Source organism: Mesorhizobium montanum, from assembly GCF_033977145.1.
In the GTDB taxonomy this organism is placed as follows: domain Bacteria; phylum Pseudomonadota; class Alphaproteobacteria; order Rhizobiales; family Rhizobiaceae; genus Mesorhizobium; species Mesorhizobium montanum.
Genome location: NZ_JAVIJF010000037.1, coordinates 1 through 20,115, shown reverse-complemented (window position 1 = coordinate 20,115; position 20,115 = coordinate 1). Strand labels below are relative to the sequence as shown.

General features: G+C 61.2%; 22 protein-coding genes and 1 pseudogene. 10 read left to right on the top strand and 13 right to left on the bottom strand.

The genetic code is table 11. The annotated features are described in order from the left end of the window. Positions 1-272: 272 nt before the first annotated feature. A complete protein-coding gene (locus RFM68_RS32265; protein WP_320237003.1) occupies positions 273-1,613 on the bottom strand; it encodes an ISNCY family transposase in 1,341 nt (446 codons plus the stop codon). Positions 1,614-2,131: 518 nt separating this feature from the next. On the opposite strand from RFM68_RS32265, the gene RFM68_RS32260 reads away from it, so the two are divergent. The 4 genes from RFM68_RS32260 (at position 2,132) to RFM68_RS32245 (ending at position 4,289) form a co-directional block, all read left to right on the top strand. Continuing rightward, positions 2,132-2,386 (top strand): DUF982 domain-containing protein, encoded by a 255-nt coding sequence (locus RFM68_RS32260; RefSeq protein ID WP_320236989.1) that lies wholly within the window; start codon positions 2,132-2,134, stop codon positions 2,384-2,386. 243 nt (positions 2,387-2,629) lie between these two features. Further along, positions 2,630-2,794 carry a MucR family transcriptional regulator gene (locus RFM68_RS32255; RefSeq protein WP_320236988.1) on the top strand — a complete coding sequence of 55 codons (165 nt, stop codon included), beginning with the start codon at positions 2,630-2,632 and terminating at the stop codon, positions 2,792-2,794. A gap of 40 nt (positions 2,795-2,834) precedes the next feature. Continuing rightward, positions 2,835-3,071 (top strand): MucR family transcriptional regulator, encoded by a 237-nt coding sequence (locus RFM68_RS32250; RefSeq protein ID WP_320236987.1) that lies wholly within the window; start codon positions 2,835-2,837, stop codon positions 3,069-3,071. A 312-nt stretch (positions 3,072-3,383) separates the two neighbouring features. Continuing rightward, the gene (locus RFM68_RS32245; RefSeq protein ID WP_320236986.1) at positions 3,384-4,289 is read left to right on the top strand and encodes a LysR family transcriptional regulator; all 906 of its coding nucleotides are present in this window, start codon (positions 3,384-3,386) and stop codon (positions 4,287-4,289) included. On the opposite strand, the gene RFM68_RS32240 is transcribed toward RFM68_RS32245, so the two are convergent. From RFM68_RS32240 to RFM68_RS32220, 5 genes are all read right to left on the bottom strand, one after another. Then, positions 4,273-4,977: a peroxiredoxin-like family protein gene (locus RFM68_RS32240; protein ID WP_320236985.1), complete on the bottom strand. Its 705-nt coding sequence runs from the start codon at positions 4,975-4,977 to the stop codon at positions 4,273-4,275. The genes RFM68_RS32245 and RFM68_RS32240 overlap by 17 nt on opposite strands. Before the next feature lie 140 nt (positions 4,978-5,117). Further along, the gene (locus RFM68_RS32235; protein WP_320236984.1) at positions 5,118-6,464 is read right to left on the bottom strand and encodes a dihydrolipoyl dehydrogenase family protein; all 1,347 of its coding nucleotides are present in this window, start codon (positions 6,462-6,464) and stop codon (positions 5,118-5,120) included. Between the two features lie 16 nt (positions 6,465-6,480). Next, positions 6,481-7,875, bottom strand: a complete 1,395-nt coding sequence (locus tag RFM68_RS32230) for an NAD(P)/FAD-dependent oxidoreductase (RefSeq protein WP_320236983.1) — start codon at positions 7,873-7,875, stop codon at positions 6,481-6,483. Between the two features lie 30 nt (positions 7,876-7,905). Continuing rightward, positions 7,906-9,063 (bottom strand): patatin-like phospholipase family protein, encoded by a 1,158-nt coding sequence (locus tag RFM68_RS32225; RefSeq protein WP_320236982.1) that lies wholly within the window; start codon positions 9,061-9,063, stop codon positions 7,906-7,908. 26 nt (positions 9,064-9,089) lie between these two features. Further along, positions 9,090-9,872 carry a 3-hydroxybutyrate dehydrogenase gene (locus RFM68_RS32220; protein ID WP_320236981.1) on the bottom strand — a complete coding sequence of 261 codons (783 nt, stop codon included), beginning with the start codon at positions 9,870-9,872 and terminating at the stop codon, positions 9,090-9,092. 271 nt (positions 9,873-10,143) lie between these two features. On the opposite strand from RFM68_RS32220, the gene RFM68_RS32215 reads away from it, so the two are divergent. Next, complete coding sequence (locus tag RFM68_RS32215; RefSeq protein ID WP_320236980.1) at positions 10,144-11,055, top strand: LysR family transcriptional regulator; 912 nt, start codon at positions 10,144-10,146, stop codon at positions 11,053-11,055. A gap of 65 nt (positions 11,056-11,120) precedes the next feature. Here RFM68_RS32215 and RFM68_RS32210 read toward each other — a convergent pair whose 3' ends face one another. From RFM68_RS32210 to RFM68_RS32185, 6 genes are all read right to left on the bottom strand, one after another. After that, a complete protein-coding gene (locus RFM68_RS32210; RefSeq protein ID WP_320236979.1) occupies positions 11,121-11,585 on the bottom strand; it encodes a DUF302 domain-containing protein in 465 nt (154 codons plus the stop codon). Between the two features lie 41 nt (positions 11,586-11,626). After that, positions 11,627-12,829 carry an MFS transporter gene (locus tag RFM68_RS32205; RefSeq protein WP_320236978.1) on the bottom strand — a complete coding sequence of 401 codons (1,203 nt, stop codon included), beginning with the start codon at positions 12,827-12,829 and terminating at the stop codon, positions 11,627-11,629. A 92-nt stretch (positions 12,830-12,921) separates the two neighbouring features. Continuing rightward, positions 12,922-13,422 (bottom strand): cupin domain-containing protein, encoded by a 501-nt coding sequence (locus RFM68_RS32200; RefSeq protein WP_320236977.1) that lies wholly within the window; start codon positions 13,420-13,422, stop codon positions 12,922-12,924. A 191-nt stretch (positions 13,423-13,613) separates the two neighbouring features. After that, on the bottom strand, positions 13,614-14,528 hold the full coding sequence (locus RFM68_RS32195; protein ID WP_320236976.1) for a LysR family transcriptional regulator: 915 nt from the start codon (positions 14,526-14,528) through the stop codon (positions 13,614-13,616). A gap of 171 nt (positions 14,529-14,699) precedes the next feature. Further along, positions 14,700-14,975 carry a hypothetical protein gene (locus RFM68_RS32190; RefSeq protein WP_320237002.1) on the bottom strand — a complete coding sequence of 92 codons (276 nt, stop codon included), beginning with the start codon at positions 14,973-14,975 and terminating at the stop codon, positions 14,700-14,702. A gap of 194 nt (positions 14,976-15,169) precedes the next feature. Next, positions 15,170-15,445: a hypothetical protein gene (locus RFM68_RS32185; RefSeq protein WP_320236975.1), complete on the bottom strand. Its 276-nt coding sequence runs from the start codon at positions 15,443-15,445 to the stop codon at positions 15,170-15,172. A gap of 223 nt (positions 15,446-15,668) precedes the next feature. On the opposite strand from RFM68_RS32185, the gene RFM68_RS32180 reads away from it, so the two are divergent. From RFM68_RS32180 to RFM68_RS32160, 5 genes are all read left to right on the top strand, one after another. Continuing rightward, positions 15,669-16,529 carry a patatin-like phospholipase family protein gene (locus RFM68_RS32180; RefSeq protein WP_320236974.1) on the top strand — a complete coding sequence of 287 codons (861 nt, stop codon included), beginning with the start codon at positions 15,669-15,671 and terminating at the stop codon, positions 16,527-16,529. A 231-nt stretch (positions 16,530-16,760) separates the two neighbouring features. Then, positions 16,761-17,030: a BufA1 family periplasmic bufferin-type metallophore gene (locus RFM68_RS32175; protein WP_320236973.1), complete on the top strand. Its 270-nt coding sequence runs from the start codon at positions 16,761-16,763 to the stop codon at positions 17,028-17,030. Between the two features lie 44 nt (positions 17,031-17,074). Continuing rightward, complete coding sequence (bufB, locus tag RFM68_RS32170; RefSeq protein WP_320236972.1) at positions 17,075-18,109, top strand: MNIO family bufferin maturase; 1,035 nt, start codon at positions 17,075-17,077, stop codon at positions 18,107-18,109. Next, the gene (locus tag RFM68_RS32165; RefSeq protein WP_320236971.1) at positions 18,096-18,878 is read left to right on the top strand and encodes an HvfC/BufC family peptide modification chaperone; all 783 of its coding nucleotides are present in this window, start codon (positions 18,096-18,098) and stop codon (positions 18,876-18,878) included. Before bufB ends, RFM68_RS32165 begins: the two co-directional genes overlap by 14 nt. An 11-nt stretch (positions 18,879-18,889) precedes the next feature. Next, positions 18,890-19,363 carry a DoxX family protein gene (locus tag RFM68_RS32160; protein WP_430694997.1) on the top strand — a complete coding sequence of 158 codons (474 nt, stop codon included), beginning with the start codon at positions 18,890-18,892 and terminating at the stop codon, positions 19,361-19,363. Positions 19,364-19,940: 577 nt separating this feature from the next. On the opposite strand, the pseudogene RFM68_RS32155 reads toward RFM68_RS32160, so the two are convergent. Next, positions 19,941-20,115 (bottom strand): annotated as a pseudogene (locus RFM68_RS32155) (c-type cytochrome); the annotation flags it as partial.

Below are 20,115 nucleotides of genomic sequence, written 5' to 3'. Positions count from 1 at the left end.
TGGCGCATTCTTGGCCGACAATAGTCCGCCCGCTTTGTGATCCAGGCAAGACTAGCCATTTGCGGTTAGGTTTGGGCGACGTACTAGCCTAGTTTCCGTCCATAAACGTTCGTATTTCGGTGCGTTTACAATGAGTTGCGCGCGATTGAAAGTGCCTTGACGGGCGCGGACGGGTCGAAGAGTGCTGTTTGTCGCCAAAATAGTGTCACCGGCGTGCGCGGTGTCGTCCGGCATGGGTCGGCGCGGGGCAACCTGCGATCCCGGGGGGCAGTTCAGGTCGGCTTGAGGCGGGTGAAGATGACGAGGTTGAAGGCCACGACCGAGGACCAGATGTAGGTCTTAAAGTGATCGAGGCCGCGCCAGGTGCAACGCGCCAAACCGTAAGCACGCTTCAGGCATGAGATGCCGGCCTCGATGCCGGCGCGGAAGTTGCGCAGCTTGCGATAGACCCACTTGCTCCTGACCATATCCTCGATCCTGAGGCCAGCTTTCTTGTGGAAGGCCATGTCGGAGACGCCCCACGCCTTCGCTGCAGCCAGGTTGGCGCGGGTGGCGAAGCCGCCATCGGCCGCCGCCTGCCGCGGCGCTTGGCCCCAGATATCGACATGGCGCTCCAGCATCGGCAGCAAGCGCTCGCTGTCGGCCGGGTTGCCTGCTTCGATCACCAGATCGAGGATCATGCCGCTCCTGCCGGTGGTCAAGTTGAGCTTGTGGCCGTACTCGGTGTCGCGGCTGCCTTTGACGATGATATCGGCATGCTCTTCGAACAGGCTGACCAGCTTCTCGCTGGCCGGCACCGGTTCGCCGGCCAACACGCGCCGCTCGCTCTGTCTGATGATGCGTTCGACCAACGGCCGATAGTGACGGACCTGGATCTGCCACAAAGCGATGGACGGTGTGCTCGCCACGGCCAATCGCTCGCTCGCCTGCTCCAGATAGGCCAAGGTCGCGCGAGTGATTGCGATCAGCTCGTGGTAGAGTTGGACCCGGTTGGGTCGACCGCGCGTGAACTGGATCTTGCGGGCGCGCTTCTTGGCGGCGCGGCAATGATCGCGCCATTCCAGACCAGTACCACCGATCAAGGCGTCAGCCTTCTTCAGCAGACGCACCATGATCCGCACAGCATCCCAAAGCAGACTGCTGTCGCTCGGCTCGTGCATGAGGGCCGAGGTCACGGTGCTGTCCAGCCGCACTATTGCACCGTCTTCGATCTTTGCCTGCCGAGCGCTCGACAGCAGTATCCGATTGATTTGCTCCCAGGTCTCGGGCCGGATCGCGCTGACGGTCTTTTGCAGCACCGATTTCTGCGGGCTCCATGACAATGGCAGGCGGGCAAAGGCGCGGAACGAGGCTGAGTCCTCGAGATGGAACGCCAGCTCCTGATAGCTCAGCTGCCGGTATTGCTTGAGAAGTGCGCAACGCAGCACCGCCTCGGCAGGCAGCCCGCGCCGTCCAGTGGCCTTGACACCGACCCGCACCAAATCATGGGCCACCAAGCCAAGCAGATCGCAATGTTCATCCAACCATCGCGACATCGTCTTCAGCTCGTGGCCGATCTCGTGCGTGGCGAAAACATCGAATATACTCGCTTGGACGGTGCGTTCTTGGCGCATTGTCGGCGCCGGCGGTGGCAGGACTTTGGAATCAGTGGCATGATCCAAGATACCTGAAACCGCCGGGCCTTGCTTGCGCAAAGCCACGATTCACTCAATAGAATCAATCGCTTGCTGTTTATGGACGTAAACTAGCCTAGCTGCGGGGCTCGTAGCTGTATTTGCGGCTTGACTGCGATGGGGCGCGAACTGATGCCCGCAAAGAATTCCGAGGACCGCGCGAAATGACCCTTGATTTCTGTCGGCGCTGCTCCAACGATGGTTCGTTCTGTTCGGGCCTTGGAGTGAGGGCTGGTGGACGTCCAGGTTGATCGCAGGTCGGCAGGCACGAGCAAAGAGCTTGTCCGTTGGGCACTTCGAAACGCGCAAATTGACGATCTGATCTCGGTTAAGGAAACCATCGCGGTCATTCGAAAAGCTGCCCCTGATCTGACCGAGACGGACTGCCAGCTTGCCGAGCTTATTGTTTCTTGGCAACCAGCATCGGCTCGTCCTTGGTCTTCGATTTGCACGAATAGATGCGCACCCACGGCACCCTCTGGTTCGCCCCTCCGGTCGCTGTGAAGGCAAGTCATCGTGATGTGCGCTATGAGGTGAACAACGTGCAGGCGGCCGCTGAGAACCTGCTCGAGTGGCCCAAGCGCGGAGGTACGTGGAACGGAGCAGTGCGGGTTTGTCTGGCAGCGCTGGCCGGGGATTTGACACCCGATGATGCCCGCGCCGCATTTGAGGCTGCGGCCAAGGAGCAGGGCTTGCTCTTGCAAAGTGGATGAAAGGCAGATGAAGTCGGGCGGTCATTTGGGTGAGGCCAATCTGAGCCGAGCTTTAGCGCAGATCAGCTTCGAACCGGGCGCGCGTTTCACCTATGACGAGGGAATGCCATATCCAGGGACTCGTCCTCCGGCGCTTCACCGCAAAGAGCGGCGCGGGCGCGCAATCTGACGCGGACTGTTACGGCTGCACTGGCATTTCTCAACAAAGCCGGTAAAGGCTAGTTATACAGCAGGAGACATCGCATGTCGGAAGAAATTGTGAACAACCGAGGTCAGTTGATCGAGCTCACTGCGGACATCGTGTCCGCCTATGTCAGCAAAAATCCAGTGCCGGTTGCGTCTCTTTCGGATTTGATTGCGAGTGTGAATTCCTCGCTCGCGAACGTCGGGCAATCCGGTCGCACCTGAGAAACCGGCCCAGGAGCCAGCGGTCAATCCAAAGCGCTCGGTGTTTCCCGACTACATCATCTGTCTTGAAGACGGGAAGAAGTTCAAATCGTTGAAGCGCCATCTCGGCGTCCATTACGGCCTAACACCGGATGACTATCGTGAGAAATGGCTTGGCCCGCGACTATCCCATAAGCCGAACTATGCAGAGCAGCAATCCGCTCTGGCGAAGTCAAGCGAGCTGGGTAGGAAGGCGCCCGAGCCAATACTGTTTTTCACAATAAAAACAAGATCTTAGTCCATACAAAAAATCGCGACCGGAACAGTTTTCCGAATCATCCAATCATTGCTACCACAGTCGGCAATCGCGACTGGTGCAGCCCGAGAGGATTGAACTCTAGTCAACTACAATAAAATCGATAACTTAATTCAAGTTTTGTAACATTGTGACGACCGGTAAAATGACCAATTTTGAGCCGGCGTTGCACTGGTTCGCGCGGGCTACACCTCAGCGAACCGTCGCCCGCCTTGCTTGGATTATCGGTTGCGTTAGCATAGCCGCAAACTAGCTATGCTGACGAATCGGATTTCGCTGAGGGGGCGAAGGTTCATGGAGATGCAACAGGTCCGCTATTTCCTGGCCCTGTCCACCACGCTGAACTTCACCAAAGCCGCCGAAGAGTGCAACGTCACTCAGCCGGCATTGACGCGTGCGATCAAGACGCTCGAAGACGAGCTGGGCGGCGAGCTCCTTCGGCGAGAGCGCCAGCATTCTCACTTGACGGAACTTGGCCGGCGTATGCTGCCCCTGCTGCAACAGTGCTATGACGCAGCCACTTCCGCCAAATCACTTGCCAAGGCAGTGCAAAGCAGTGACGTCGCGCCGCTCAACGTCACGATTTCCAACAGCATCAATATTGCGCTGCTGGTCTCGCCCTTCACCGAGCTTTTCCGGGCCTATCCAGGAGCGCATCTCAAGATCAGCCGTGGTTCGCCGAGCGCCGTGATCGATGCGCTGAAAGACGGGAGTGCCGAGCTGGCCATTGCCGGTGCGTTGGGGCCGGCCTGGGACCGCCTCGACACTTGGCCACTGTTTCAGGAAGAGATCGAACTCGCCGTTAATTCAGATCATCCGCTCGCGCGCCGAAATGAGGCCGATGTGGCGCTGGCTCAGCTTGCAGCAGAGCCTGTGCTCAGCCGGATCGATTGGGAGACGAGCGAGGAATTGTCGCGGTGCCTTTCCGCAAAAGGCTATTCGCCTCGAACTGCGCACGAAGTGGAGACCGACCAGGATCTGCTTGCATTGTTGGAGGCCAACGCTGGAATAGGCTTTGTCTCGCTCACGGCACCGCGGTCCGCGAACACGCGTCGGCTCAAGCTTCGTGATCTCGACGTTTCGCGAACTGTCTCCGTATACGCGGTTGCTGGCAGGCACCGTTCGCCAGTCGCGATGACGTTGCTCAACCTTTTGAGGTCGGCCGACTGGTCATCCTTCGGCGTCAGCGAGCCCTCCTGAGGGCGGAGATCAAGTCGTCTGTGTCCATCCGCAGGCGGTAGTCTGGATCAACGAAGCGATCCTTGATGATTCCGTCCGTTCCAACAATGAACGTCGCGGGTATGGGCAGGAACCAACTGCTGTTGCCTTGATAGTTTGGCAGATCGAGCCCAAGGCCCATCAGCCGCTCCATCTCGGCGCCGACCCAGATCGCAAGATTGAGGGACAAAGCATAGCCGTTGTCCATATCGATCAGGAACGGAAACTGCGCGCCGACCGCGGCTTTCATCGCTTTGGCGAACTTGCGCCGCTCCGGCATGATCACGACCACTTGGCCTCCCAACTCGGAAATCTGGCGCTGCACCTCAACAATGCCGATGGCGTTCAAGCGGCAGTAGGGGCACCAATGCCCGCGCTGAAAGGTGATAACGGCTGGCCCCTTGGCAAGGACATCTGTCAGGCTGACAAGCTTGCCCTCGTCGTCGGGCAGCAGGAAGCCGGGCATGGCATCGCCGGCGGTCGGCGCCATAGCCCCTGCCCCCTGTCTCTCGAGACGGTCCACCAGTCGATCTACAGCGTCCGCGAATTCGGAGTTCAGGTGCCGAACCGCCGCGGCAATCACCGCCAATCGTTCGTTGAGAGGCGCATCAAGTTCGATGGCGGCCTGAACGGACTGCTCGAATGTCATTGCCTGGTCGTCGGCGGCCATCTCTGCACTTTCACACGTCGCACGCAGCCTATCACCGGAACCCCTCGGCAATTGCCATGCTTTTCCTGCATGGTTTCGATACCCTAGGTGCATCGGCGCATGCCAGGTTCACGTTCTATTCGCCGCCTGCCACCAGCGTGTTACATCATGTTCTTGATGTCCGCCGAAAAAGTCGGGAAGCAGTAGACCATGTCGGACAGTTGCGATGCCGTGATGCCGTGCTTCATGGCAAGCGCGAAGATATGGATCAGCTCCTCGCCGGCATGGCCCACGACGTGAGCGCCGACCACCCTGCCCGTGTTTTCCTCGACAATGATCTTCGACCACGCGATGGTCTCTGCATAGGTTTTCGCGGACAGCCAATCCTTCATGTCATTGACGTGGGCCTTGACGCGCAGCCCTTGCTCTCTCGCCTTGGCCTCGGTCAGCCCCACACCGGCAAGGGTCGGGACGGTGTAGAGGGAGGCGGGGATATGAGTGTAATTCGGACGGTGTTTCGGACCGTCGACGATGTTGCGGCCGACGATGGCGCCCTCGTAAGTCGCTATTGGCGAAAGCTGGGGCGAGTTCCACACCGTATCGCCGCAAACATAAACATCGGGGTTTGAACGCGAGCGCAGACAATCGTCGATTTCGATGCGGCCTTCGCGATGCACGATGACGCCGGCGCCGAGATCGATGCCCTCGACATTGGCCACGCGCCCGGCGCAGTTGACGACCCGGTCCGCTTCCACCAGGCGTTCGATGCCGTCCTTCGTGAAACTCACCCGCAATCGTCCATTGGCCTCATCGATCCTTTTGACCCAAGCCTTGGTATGGATGCCTATACCCAGCCGCTCGCTTTCTCCGCGAAGCTGCCCAACTGCGTCCTCGTCGAAGCCCGCGAGCAGTTGCGGCAGCGCCTCGATGATGGTGACGTCGACGCCGGCGCGTGCGTAGACGTGGCCCAGTTCGAACGCGATGACGCCGCCGCCCACAAAGACCACGGCGCGAGGCAGCACCGGATCGTTCAGGATATCATCGGAAATGGTGAGGAGATGTGCGCCCGGGATCGGCAAAGGACGAGGCTTGGAGCCGGTCGCGATGACGATGTTTTTGGCCTCAAGCTCCCGGTCATTGACGCGGATCGCATTGCTGCCGATGAACGTGGCCTCGCCGGAGATGACATCGACGCCGCGCCTGGCCATCAATCCGGACAGTCGGGACGGTATTTCGCGGATAATCGCCTTTTCCCGTTCGATCAACGCCGCCCAGTCGAGCCGCGGCTTATCGACAATTATCGCGTGACGATCGGCCTTGCCGATCTCATCGAGCGCATGGGCCGCCGCGACCAGCACCTTCTTCGGCGTGCAGCCGCGATTGGGACAGGTGCCACCGAGATCGTGTGGCTCGATGATCGCCACCGACAGCCCGGCGGCTCGCGTCGCGACCGTCACGCCCATTCCGGCATTGCCGCCGCCCAGGATCACAACATCATATTTTTCCATCGCAGCGCCTCCGCCGCTAGTGAAGCTTGATCCGAGGCCTGGCAGGCCTCGCTATCATCTCGCCGATCGCAACCAGTGCCGTCTTCGCGAGGCCGTGCACTGCCTTCAGATGCATCTTGTGAAGCGAGCGATAGACGAGCCTGGCGAGCAGACCTTCGATCTTCAGCCCGCCAACGAGGCTGCCGAACGCGCCATAATCGGCGAGCGAGACAAGGGAACCATAGTCGCGATAGCGGAATGCCGGTGGGGTCTGGCCAGCGAGGCGCGCGGCAACTGCCTTCACCAGGTGATCGGCCTGTTGATGAGCTGTCTGGGCCCGGGGCGGCAAGGCATTGTCTTCGCCCGGCAGGACGCAGTTCGCGCAGTCTCCAATGGCAAACACGTTCTCGTCTCCGACAGCGCGCAAGGTCTCGTCCACAATCAGGCGGTTGATGCGGTCTGTCTCGAGACCATCGAGGCTCTTCAGGAAATCAGGCGCCTTGATCCCTGCGGCCCAGACCACAAGTTCGGCCGGCACGAACAGTTTTTCGCCGAGCCGGACGCCGTCCTCCGTCACTTCGGTGACCTTGATGCCGCATCGAATCTGCACGCCCAACTTGATCAGCAGTTGCGCCGAAGCGCACGCCATGTGTTCTGGCAGAGCTGGCAGGATGCGCGGCCCGGCTTCGATGATCGTGATGCGGATCAGCTTGTCGAAATCGATGTTGTCGAGATTGTGCGAGGCGATTTCCCGCATCGACTTGTGCAGTTCCGCGGCCAGCTCGACGCCGGTCGCTCCAGCGCCGACGATGACGCAATGAAGCTGACCGGGCGACAACTGCTCGTATTGCGCGTTGGCGCGCAGGCAAGCGTCGATCATCCGCTTGTTGAATCGCGCGGCCTGCTCGGCCGTATCGAGCGCAATTGCGTGACGGGCAGCTCCCGGCGTGCCGAAATCGTTGCTGAGGCTGCCGACGGCCATGACCAGGGTGTCGTAGCCAAGAACGCGCGGAGGTATGATCTGGCTTCCGTCGTCATCGAAGCTCGGCGCCACGAAGACCTGGCGCTTTGCACGGTCGACGCCGACGACTTCGCCGATGCGGTAGCGATAATGATTGCGACTGGCATGGGCGATATATTCGACGGCGTCGTGCGATGCGCTCAAGGCACCGGACGCCACCTCATGCAGAAGCGGCTTCCAGATATGGGTGCGACTGCGGTCGACAAGCGTAACGGAAAGCCGTCGGTTGCCGAACTTGCGACCAAGGCGGGTTGCCAGTTCCAGCCCTCCCGCGCCACCGCCGACGACGACCACGCGGTGCAGCGACCTGTCGCGGTGCGAGGGTGTTTCAGGGATCGTGCGGAAGAGAGCTGCGTTGTTGGCAAGCACCGCTTCCGGAATAAGCCGCTTCCCCGGAATAATGATCTGCATCGGAGTTCTCCGTTCATTCACGGGCAGCGTTCATTCCTGCGATTCGTGGATCACGATGCCTTGCAACATGTCGACTTCGCACTCCCACGGCTTTTCAGTGAGAACGCGCTGCCCGTGCTCGTATCCCGCCAGCCAGCGGGTGCGGATGCCCGAGCGGGTGAAGTCGATGTCCTTGGTGTGGTCCTCGCCGTCAAGACGCGGTGAAAGCAGCCGCACCAGATGCATGACCGATGGACAGCCGTAGGATGCGAGTTCCTTGAACATCGGATCCTCGCGCAACTCGTCGGGGACGAGCCTTCCCATCTCGCGCACCACATGCCGCAGACGATGCAGTTGCTCTTGGCGGGCGACGTGGCTCCGGCCCCGGCTGGCATATTGAAGGTCCTTCTGCCGGCCCATGACCTCCCAGATCGATTTTGGCTCGGTGGCGCGGGGCTGCCACATGTTGACGGCAAAGATCAGCGCATCACGGCGCGGACGCGCGTCGAGCACGACTTCGATGGGCGTGTTCGAATAGATCCCGCCATCCCAGTAGGGCTCTCCATCGATGCAGACCGCTGGAAACGCGGGCGGCAGAGCGCCGGAGGCCATGATATGGGCCGCCGATAGTGTCATCTCTCGGGTGTCGAAGTATTTGAGTTCGCTGGTGTTGACGTTGACGGCGCCAACCGTCAGCCGGGTGTGGCGGCGGTTCAGATAGTCGAAGTCGATCAGGTCCTTCAATGTCCGCTTGAGCGGATCAGTGGTGTAGTAGGAGGCATTCTCAACACCCACTTCCCGGTTCACCCCGAACATGGCGCTTGGATTCGGTTCGAAGAAGCCGGGTATCCCGCGCATCACCGTGCCCAAATTGGCGAAGATGTTGCTCGGAACCATCATCCGGAAAAACTCATCTAGCGGACTGCTTCGGCTGACGCCGTCCCAGAATTCGCGCAGCCTCGACAGGCGGTCTTGCGGTTCGTTTCCGGCAATCAGCGCGGCGTTGATGGCGCCGATGGAGGTGCCGATGACCCAATCCGGCTCGATCCCGCCTTCGACCAGCGCTTGGTAGACGCCGGCCTGATAGGCTCCTAGCGCGCCGCCCCCCTGCAGCACCAGGACAGTCTGGCGCTGGACGGCAGCGTCGGCCGCACGGCCGGCCTCCGGCAGAGGTGCCGACGTCGAGGGATTTCTGGTGATCTTGTTCATCGTCGTTTCACTCCTGGTTGCCGGCTTCAATGAGCGGTCCAACCGCCTTCGATCGGCATGATGGCGCCGGTGATCGAGGCCGCATCGTCGGAAGCCAGGAACAGGCAGAGCGCCGCAACCTGCTCCACCGTCACGAACTGCTTGGTCGGCTGCGCAGCCAGCAGCACATCCTTGATCACCTGCTGCTCGGTGATGCCGCGGGCCTTGGCCGTGTCCGGTATCTGTTTCTCGACCAGTGGGGTAAGCACATATCCTGGGCAAACCGCGTTGACGGTGATGCCTTGCTCGGCGACTTCCAGAGCCACTGTCTTGGTCAGGCCGGCAACGCCGTGCTTGGCGGCGACATAGGCGGATTTGTAGGGCGAGGCGACGAGGGCATGGGCGGACGCAACGTTGATGATGCGACCCCATCCGCGTTCCTTCATCGCCTGCAGGGCGCGTCGTATCGTGTAGAACGACGACATCAGATCGATCGCCACGACCGCCTCCCATTTCTCGATCGGGAAATCGTCGATCGGCGCGACATGCTGGATGCCCGCATTGTTGACCAGGATGTCAATCGCGCCGAATTCTGCGATCGCCTTGTCCATCATCGCGGTGACCGCGCCGCCCTTGCTCATGTCCGCATTGTCGTAACGAACGGTCACGCCATGGTCGGCGGCAAGCTTCGCCCTGAGGAGCTCGATCTCGGCGGCATCGCCGAAGCCATTCAGGACGATGTTGCAGCCCTTGGCCGCGAAGGCTTCGGCGATACCTTGGCCGATGCCGCTGGTCGAGCCGGTGATGAGTGCTGTCTTGCCACTGAGCATCGTCGTTTCCTGTGTTTGAGCAGCGGGAGCAGTTGGCCCGATGGTTGCGAAAGATGGGCTGCAGAACCCCGCTCTGGATCTGCGAATTAGTATGGCGAGCCGCCCAAAGCTTCGGAAATGCCGTTGAGACATGGATTCGATAGCCGAAGGTCAGACCCGTCGGCGTTGGGATCTCGATCGGCCCGATCGGGTTGTTTGACGTTGGGTCAACTAGTAAGATCACCCGGCAACGCGGGTCGTGCCGTATGCGCGTCCGGTAAGGGAGCGTGCAGTGGAGATCAGCCAGGTCAGATACTTCTTGGCCGTCGCGAAGGAACTGAATTTCACCCGCGCTGCCGAGCAGTGCAATGTGACGCAGCCCGCGCTGTCGCGCGCCATCAAGCTCCTGGAAGATGAATTCGGCGGGGCGCTGTTTCACCGCGAGCGCCGCTTTACACACCTCACCGAACTCGGCCGCATGGTCGAGACGTATCTCGAGGGCGTTTTCGAGAACTCGCGGCAGGCAAAGCAGATTGCCGAGCAGTATGTGTATATGAAAAAGATGCCGCTCAAGGTCGGCATCATGAGCACGATCGCGCCGGACGAGATCATCGAGCTCATCGCGGCCGTGCGGGCGCATCATCCTGGCGTCGAGCTGCACCTTTGCGACGCCGATGCCGTAAGCCTGAGGCGAAGGCTGCTCGAGGGTGACATCGAAGCCGCGATCTATGCGTTGCCCTCTAACGTCGCCGATGAAGAAGTTCACTCCCTGCCGCTCTTTCAAGAGCAGATGGTGATGGCCGTCCACCTGGCCCATCGCCTTGCCAACCAGCGCGCGGTGCGGGTGAAGGATATGAGCAACGAAAGCTACATCCACCGCAACAATTGCGAGTTCGCGGGCTATGCGGATGCCATCCTCGCCGAGCAAGGCGTCACGGTCAGTCCGGTCTACTGGAGCGATCGTGACGATTGGACGCTGGCAATGGTCGCTGCCGGGCTCGGTTTCGGCTTCATGCCCGAGCATACCGCCAAGCATCCGGGCGTGGTGCCCTTGCCTATCACCGAACCGGAATTCTGGCGCGAGGTCAATCTCGTCACCGTGCGCGGCCGCAGGCACTCACCGGCGATCGGCGCGCTGGTGCGCGAGGCAACGCAGAAGAAATGGTTCGGCGAGCGGGCGAAGGCGCTGTCCGCCGCCGAGTAGCCTCGCCGGCCGAAGCAGCCAGTCTCGCCCGGCCAGGCAGCGGATTTCCGACACATGGTCGCGCTTCAGTTCTTCTTGACCGTCGAGGTCACGGACTGGATGACCTCCGTCGCCATCTTGAACTGCGACGCGCGGTCGGTAATGCCATGCCGCTTGGCGATCCAGTCGAAATCGCTGTAGGCAGCGTAAACCGAACCATCCACAGTCTGATAGACCAGCACCCGCACCGGCCAATCAAGCCCGGCTTCCGGATTGGAGGTGATGAAGGTCGTGCCAAGCGCCGGATTGCCGAACATCACCAGCCGCGACGGCCTGACGTCGTTGCCGGCATTCTTGCCAAGCTGTGCCTGATCTATGACGCCGAAGAACTTGATGCCTTTCTTGAGGACATCCTGCTTGATGCGGGCGACGGTCTCGGCGACGGAATAATCGCTCTTCACCGTGATGACGCCGTCCGAGGCGACAGCCGGAAGGGCGAGCGCCATCAGCACGGCGGCGCCGGCGAGCAGGGTCTTCAGGTAGTTAGCCATATCAGTCTCCTTGGTTGGGTTGCGAAGTTTCATCTGAAGTCTCACGTCTCCGGCGTTTGCAGCACACGCGCGATCACAATTGCGCAGGCAAGAACAAAGGCGAGCACACAAACGCATGCGGTCCACCCAATGCGGTCGTAAAGCTGTCCAATCACGAAACTGCCGGCGAGCCCGCCCGCATAGTAGGACGCGAGATAGATGCCGCTTGCGGCGGCGCGATCGCGCGAGGCGGTCCGGCTCACATGCCCGGTGGCTATCGCCTGCGCCAGGAAGGTGCCTATGGCGACCAAGGCCATCCCCGCAAGAACGACGGGAAGGCTCGCGGCGAGCAGCAGAAGCAGTCCGCCGATCGCCAGTCCGAGCGTCGCTCCGATCCCTCCCCTCGGCCCGAGACTTGCCGCGACACGACCAGCCAACGGGGTCGTCAACATCGAGGGCAAGAAGACGAAATAGACCGCTCCCAAGGCCATCGGTGTCAGCGACACGGGTGCCGCGACGAGCTGGAAGTTCACATAGGTGAAGGTGCCGATGAAGACGAAGAGGATCAGGAAGCCGATCGCGAAACAGGCGCGCAGCTCGGCGTTTTGCAGCGGAGCCCTCCAGGCCGCGCTGGCAGGCACGCCCCTCGTGTCGCCCTGCATCATTGCCGAGGTCTTCTGCAAGGTAAACCAGACAAGAGCTGCGCCAATCAGATTGAGGGCTGCGAAGGTCAGAAAGTTGGTGGAGATGCCGAACGTATCGGCCACGGCAGCCGACATCAGCCGGCCGAATAGGTTGCTGGCAACATTGCCTGTCACATAAGCCGCAAGCGCGCTCGTCGTCTGCCGCGTGGAGAAATGTTCCGCCAGATAGGCTATTGTCAGCGTGAAGGCGGTCGACATGCACAGGCCTTGCGCCACACGCAGCAGGGCGAAGACCACAATATTGTCGGTCTGCGAAAGCAGTGTCGTTGGGATCGCCAGGCTGGCCAGGCTGATCCAGATGCCGTTGCGACGATCGATGCTGCGGCCGAACAGCGCGACGGCAATACCGGCGACAGCCATGCCGAAGGTGCTGGCATTGACGGCGAAGCCCATGGTGGCGCGGCTGACGCCGAATTTTATCACCAGCGAGGGCAGGATGGCCTGGGTAGCGAACAGATCGACGAGTGTCAGAAACGCGATCAGGGCAATCAGGCCGAAGCGCCAGCTGTCTGCCGCAACCATGCGGAGCCGCGTTTGTTCGGTGTGTTCACTGGTCGTCATCACAAGCTCCGAGGGTGCACGTCCCTGGGCGATCGCCCAAGGACGTGCTTTTGGTTGCTGATGCTGGGACTTTGCTCACCGCGACGAGCGGCTCACATCATGTGGTCTTCGTGCATCGCGGGCGGCAGGACGTCGGCGGAATAGAGGACGGCCGGAACCTTGCCGTTGTTCTTCCACCAGTGGGCAAGCTGGCCGAACTCGGCCGTCGCGTCGCCGGCCGGATGTTCGATGCCGACCTTGCAGGTGCTGCGATATTCGGTGATCGAGCCTTCGACGACGATGATGTTGGCTGGACGAACGTTGTGCTCATGCCATGGCACGACACCGCCGGGCTGAACGACGAGCTTGCGGAGGCGCAGCATGTTGCCTTTCCAGGCCTCGCCCTTGCTGCTCAGATCGATGGCCGAGAGAACCGTGTCGACGACGCCGACCGGCTTGCTGGGATGTTCCTGGATGTCGGTCGAAGCGGCTTGGCCGGCTGGGCAGTCGCCGGCAAAAACCGGCGCTACGGAAAACGCGGCGGTCGCGGTGAGAAGTCCGAGTGTCAGCGCCAGCCTCAGCGGCGCCCGCAATGCAATGGTCTTGGAAGCCATGTTTATTTCTCCTTTGTCGGTGCCCAACGCGGGAGGCGGGGCATGACGAGGAGAGTGATGGGAGCGGCAAAGAAAGAGAAATGCTGACTGGCTCTCAAATCGATACCTGAAAACTATCGTCGGCCATCACGTGCGCACGAAAAGCCCGCGACAAGACCTGCCGCATGCCGCCGGTATAGCTCCGATTTGCTTTAGGCTGCGGTCTTGCGCATCGCTTGAGCGAGGGCGCTTTCCGGCCAGCCATGCGCCTTGACGCTGTTGACGAAGGCTGATGCCGCTGGCGAGAATCTGCGTCCCGAGACGACGACCAGGGATACCTCCCGCCAGACTTCAGGTTCGATGACGGGCCGGACCTGCAGGCCCGGGATCACCGCGCTGAATTCGGGGATGAAGCAGATGCCGAGTCCCCCGGAAACCATGTTCTGGATCCAGTCCTCGCGTTCGCTCGCATATGAGATCCTGAGCTTCACCCCGCGATCGTTGCAAAGGCCGGCGAGGTGATCGCGATACTCACAGTTTAGTCGTCTGAGATAGTTTTCACCGTCGAGCTCAGAGATTGCGACATTGTCGTTGCGTGCCAGCCGATGGCCGTTCGGGAAGGCCAAGACAAAGCGTTCGCGATAGAGCGGAGTGACATCGAAACGTTCTGGAAACTCGGTGCTGGATGCCATGATGGCGACGTCGATTTCCCCTGATTCAAGCAGTTGCGAGAGCGAGGCCGGCACGCCCTCTACCAGTTGCAGCTGGATGCCCTGCTGGCGTCTGTTGAAATCGGTCAGCAGGCCGGTGAAGCGACGAGGCCCGATGGTGCACATGACGCCGACCTTTAGGTTGGCGTTTTCCAGGCACAGGAATCTCGACGCCTCCTGCCGCACTCCGGTAAGTTCGTCGAGGATCTGCTGGAAACGGGGGCGCAGCAGCACGCCCAGATCAGTCAGGTGGGTTAGGTTTCGTTCGCGGCGAAACAGCAGTCCTCCGACCTCGTCCTCCAATTGCTGGATTGCTCGCGACAGCGCCGGCTGGGTGACGTTGCACTTTTCGCCCGCGCGCGTGAAATTTCGTGTCTCGCACACGGCAAGGAAGTAGCGGATGTGATGAATGTCCATACGGCCGGTCCCTCAACTGCAGAGTTGCAAGTGCAGGCTCGAACTCTGCCGCAAAGCATTCCGTCACGCCAATGCAGGCGGGCTATAAAGTCGATAGCGTTTCGTCATGACAGATGGCGGGCCAGGGCTCGCCATCTAAAGTCCCGCAGAGGGGGTCGCCGTATGGGTGGATCAGCTGTGATGACCGAGGGCGAAGAGCTGAGCGCAGAACTGAGCATGCGGCTTGCTCATGGCTGCGTCATTGCATTCCTTCATCATCGCACTCTGCGTCTTCTTCGGCGTGGCTTTCCACGCGGTCTCGAAATCGGCGCTCGACTTCATCGTCTTCATGCCGGAATCAGTGAAGAACGGCTCCATATTGAACGGTTCGTCGAGCGCTCCGGCGAGCGCAACGCCGCCGAGCATGGAAAGGGCAAAGGTGCCGAGGCAGATAGCTTTGATATTCATCATAAGGTCCTTCTCTGGGGTTGCGCGATCGTCCAATCGACGATTGCTTTGATGATCGGCAGAATTTTGGAACTCTGTTGTTCCTGCCCGCCGAGACGAACTTTGCTTCATTTTGCGGTCAACTTGCCAATGCTCTCTACGAATGAGGTTTATGCCGGTTATGCATCCCCAAGGATGCTTTGGCGGCCCAGGCGCTAGTTGACCCCACCCAAGGCCAGGACCTTGGTGCAGAAGGCGGCGTGAGGCTTGTTCATTGCCGGGTCATTGCAAGCCTTGGTCATCTTGGTTCGATCGTGTTTCGGCATGGCAAGCCAGGCCTTCTTGAACCCGGCCATCGGCTTCATCGTCTTCATGCTTGCGTCCGTATAGAATGTCGGCAATGCCGCGAGGTCGCTGAACGGGTCGGCGGAAGCCGCCCCTGCAAGAAGACCAACGGCAATCCCACCCAGACAGACGGTTCGTAACCTCACGGCACAGTCCTCTCCTCGCTGATCCCGACGCCATCATGGCGCAGGGTGGCGGGCAACATCACGTCGCTCCGCCTAACTGCGCTAATTTGCTGCGTGCGAGGAACCGCAGCCAATGCAATCTGCCTATGGACTTCATGCCACCTCGGCATTTCGCCCGTTGAGAAAGCTGCGGCAGTCTTTCGGTCGATCGCCCCACCGGCGAGTTTGGGATGGAGGCCTAGCTATGCATGTCCAGTCCACCGGGGCCGTTGCCCAGCAAGCCATCATTTCCGGCGCGACACATGAGCTGGAAGAACGCCGGCCGGTCGACGTTGTCTTGGCAAGTGACGTGCACGGTGCGTTCGCATGGGGCGTGCTCGATCGTCTGCTTGATGAGCAAGGTTTTGTCTTCGATACCATCACCGCGTCCGGTTTCGCGGCTGTGGAGGCGGCGGTCCTGGTCTACGGCCTCGGCCTGGGCGGCCGGCGCGGAGCACGGACGGCGCTCGCTAATTTCTGGCGGCGGGTCAGCCACGCCTCGATGCTCGCGGCCGACAGGACGGACCTGCTTCGATCGATACTGGAACAGTCCATCGACATCGAGCAAATCCGCACCGGACGCTGCCCGGTGAAACTCTGCATCCTGGCTGTCAATTCCCGCACGGACGCTTTGAAGATTTTCACCGGCAGCCAATTGTCGATCGACGCGATCGTGGCGGCAGCCGCCGTCCCGTTCCTGCTCCCGGCCGTGGAGATCGGCGGCGATTCCTACTGGGGCGACGGTGATGTCTCGGCATTGCCCGCGGCACCATCGGTCGAAGCCTGCCACCGGCTGATCGTCGCCGGCCAACCACGGACGTGCGCGACATCGTGCACCGGGCGCCAACCCGGCGCCGATTGCTCGATGACGTGCACACAGGCTCGCACCATCATTGACGTTCGGCACCGAGCCGGCGCAGCGCTGCTGCTGAGGCCCTGGGTCGACTGGGGCGAACTGACCGACATGCGTGACCGGGGACGGCAAAGCGCGGGAGACTGGCTTCTGATCCACCTTCCAGACATCAAGCAACGGCCGGCCGTCGATTGCAAAACACGATACATCTAGGCGCCTCCCTCCCGCCTAGCCGCGCCTGCTTCGCCCGCTCACGAACGCAGGCGCCAAGCCCTCCGGTTCCTCGCCGGAGGGCTTTTTGCTTGGCGCGGGCTTCAACATAGTGACCGCGTATCAAATCCATGCCGAGACAGCATTTCAGCTCGGCCACCCGATCGGAGACACTGCTTGCAGACGGGCCGCAAGGTCGGTCTTTCCCTCGAAACGCAACCAGGAGACACGCCCGTGATCAACACCAAAACCCTCATCGGATCGGCCCTCGCGGCTGCCACTTCGCTCGCCGCAACGGCCGCCTACAGCGGCCCGGCCGCCCAGCCCAACTTCGCCTTCGAAAAGTGCTACGGCGTCGTCAAGGCCGGCCAGAACGACTGCCAGACCGCGACGCATTCATGCGCCGGCACCTCGACCGCCGACAACCAGCCGGATTCCTGGCTCTACGTGCCTGCCGGCAGCTGCGCCAAGATCGCCGGCGGCAGCGCCAAGCCCAAGGCCTGAGCAATCCGGCCCTCGACCCACCCCCTCCAGAACGGAGCCAACCGATGTCCGCTGCATTTTTGCCCCTCGCGATCCCCGCATCGGCGGGCATCGGTCTTCGCTCGCCTCACATCGCCGAGATGCTGACCAGGCGCCCCTCCGCCGGCTGGCTCGAGGTCCACGCCGAAAACTACATGGGCGATGGCGCCGCCGTCGAGGCGCTGGAGAAACTGCGGGAAATCTATCCGCTGTCGGTGCATGGCGTCGGCCTTTCGCTAGGCAGCGCACACGGCTTGAACCACGATCATTTGGAGAAGCTGCGCAAGGTCTGCGCGCGCTTCCAGCCCGACCTGGTCTCCGAGCATCTCGCTTGGAGTATCGCCGACGGCGCCTATCTCAATGATCTGTTGCCGCTGCGCTATGACGAAGAAGCCCTGACCATCGTTGCCCGCAATGTCGAGACCGTCCAGGACACATTGAAGCGGCAGGTGCTGATCGAAAATCTGTCCGCATACGTTTCCTTTGCGGACTCCTCGATGAACGAGGCTGAATTCCTTGCCGAGCTCGTGGCGCGGACCGGCTGTGGTTTGCTGCTTGACGTCAACAACGTCCAGGTCTCCGCGCACAACTTGCAATATGACGCCAAAGCCTTCATCGAGGCGTTGCCGACCGAGGCGATCGGCGAGATCCATCTCGCCGGCCATGCGACTAATCAGGTCGGAGCCGACACCGTTCTCATCGACGATCACGGATCGCGCGTGCCGCCGGTCGTCTGGGCTCTCTACCAGCACGCCATAGACCGGCTCGGACCTCGCCCGACGCTTATTGAATGGGACACCGATGTCCCCGTTCTCGACGTGCTGCTGGGCGAAGCGATGTGGGCCGACATGCTCACCGCCTCGATCATGTTCACCCGCAAGCAGGCTGCCAGACGCAATCAGACGACCGAAACCCGATCGACGCCCGTCAGCCTTTCGGCAAAAAGCGAAACGACGACCAGCATGCCGGTGCTTGCCGCGTTTGCCGCTGCCAAGGCCGCCCGACCGTCGGCATCGGCGCCGCTGCCTTCAACCGTGGAGCAATACCATGCTGCCGCTTGAGCACCTGCAGACCGCCGTGGCGCGATCGGTGCTGGCCATGGAACCATTGGTCGCGGCAAAGCTGACCGCCGGCAAGGCCGACCCGCTAGCCCGGCTGCGTATTTATCAAAACAACACACGCAGCTCGCTCACCGCGATGCTGATGGCGGTGTTTCCCGTCACCGTGCGCCTCGTCGACGAACGCTTCTTTCGTTTCGTGGCCTGCGAGTTCATTCGACGGCATCCGCCGCTGGAGTCGCGGCTGGCACGCTACGGCGCCGGCTTCCCGCGCTTCCTGAAGACTATCGACGCGCTTTCCGACATGCCGGTCGTGGCCGAAACGGCGCGACTCGAATGGGCCATTGCGGAGGCGCTCGACGCGGCCTCGCTTCCGCCCCGTGCTCTCGCAGACTATGATACGACCGATTTGGGACCCTCGCCCGATATCCTTTTGCAGCCGTCGCTCAGGCTGATCGTTTCGCATTGGTCGATTCTCTCAGTATGGCGGGCACATCAGCAGAACGCCGCGTTTGACCAGCCTCGTGACTGGACGAGACGTCCAGAACGCGTGGCGTTGTGGCGGACCGGGGACAGCGTTCGCCTGGTTCTTCTCGATCGCGCGAATTTCGCGTTCAGGCATTCGCTGAAGCATGGCCTCGGGCTGGAGCATGCGCTGACGCGCGCCCTCGCTCTCGATCTGTCGTTCGATCTCGTATCAGCCCTCGTGCGTCTGTTCGGCGACGGGCTCGTCACGGATGTGCGGATCCCAACATTTCCCCTCTCAAACTGATGGAGACAGTCATGACCGCGATACCGGAAAATTCCACATCCACCCCGACCGGCCTTGTCGGGCTCTACATGCGCATCATCAAACTGCCCGAGCACATACCGCTCTCTCTCGTCCAACTGGCCGCGCGCGTCGCCGTCGCGCATGTCTTCTGGCAATCGGCACAGAGCAAGCTGGCATCCTGGCCGGTGACGCTGCAGCTGTTCGCCAACGAATACAATCTTCCGTTCATCGACCCTTCGGTCGCAGCGCCCCTGGCGACGACCGCCGAAATCACCGGCTCGGTGCTGCTTTTTCTCGGGCTGTTCTCGCGCCTCGGTGCGCTGATGCTGCTCGGTGTCGTATCGGTGATCCAGATCTTCGTTTTCCCCGAGAACTGGGCCGAACACCTGCTATGGGCTTCCTTGATGCTTCTCGTGCTGACACGCGGTGCGGGTGTATTCTCGCTCGACCGTTTGGCGGACAGGATTTTAAGGCGAGAAGCCTGAAATCGCCTTCGGGGCAGTAAACGATCGAAAGGTCCATCTCTTTCGGGAGCATTGCGAACGACAGCGCCAGGCATGTTCGGGTAGGCTGGTGCTGCGAGAGGATTGAACTCTGCCTTGTTCCAATAAAGCGGCTGCTTAGCTACTATTTTGTAACGTTGTGATGGCCCTCCGAGTGGCGTCTTCTGTCAATAAAATCACCTGCACTAGCCTACCGATGTAGCATCACTAAGGAAGAAACTACCGCTTTGGGGCCAAAAGCGAATGGCAGCTTCTCGAGCCTGATCAGCACCGGCACCAGCAAGATCAGCGCGAGCGGCAGGATCGCCGTCATGATCCGCAAGGGCTGACAAACCGCCGCGCCCCAGCGCCCGCCGGTCAGCTCGTGCACCATCAATATGGTCAGCGCGCCGAGCGGCAGGCTGAGCGCGAAGATGGCTGCGGCGAGCCAGGCACTCAGCATCGCCTTGGCATCGACCGATGCCGCCAGCGAGCATAGGACAAGTCCTGCCGCGCCGACGACCACAAAGCCTTGCTCGAACCGGTTCATGGTGAGGCCTCCGCCTCGAGCCAGGGTTTGTGGAAGTCCGGCCACCGGTGCGTTGCGCGAATATTGCAGCGCGCGGATATAGGCCACGATCGCCCAGCGGTCCCGCGGCGGCACCCTCGCCGCGTAGGAATACATGGCGCCGTAGCCGTTGGTGATGACGTCGTAGAAGTGGCGGTCGGAGGCCTTGCGCAGCGCATCCTGATGG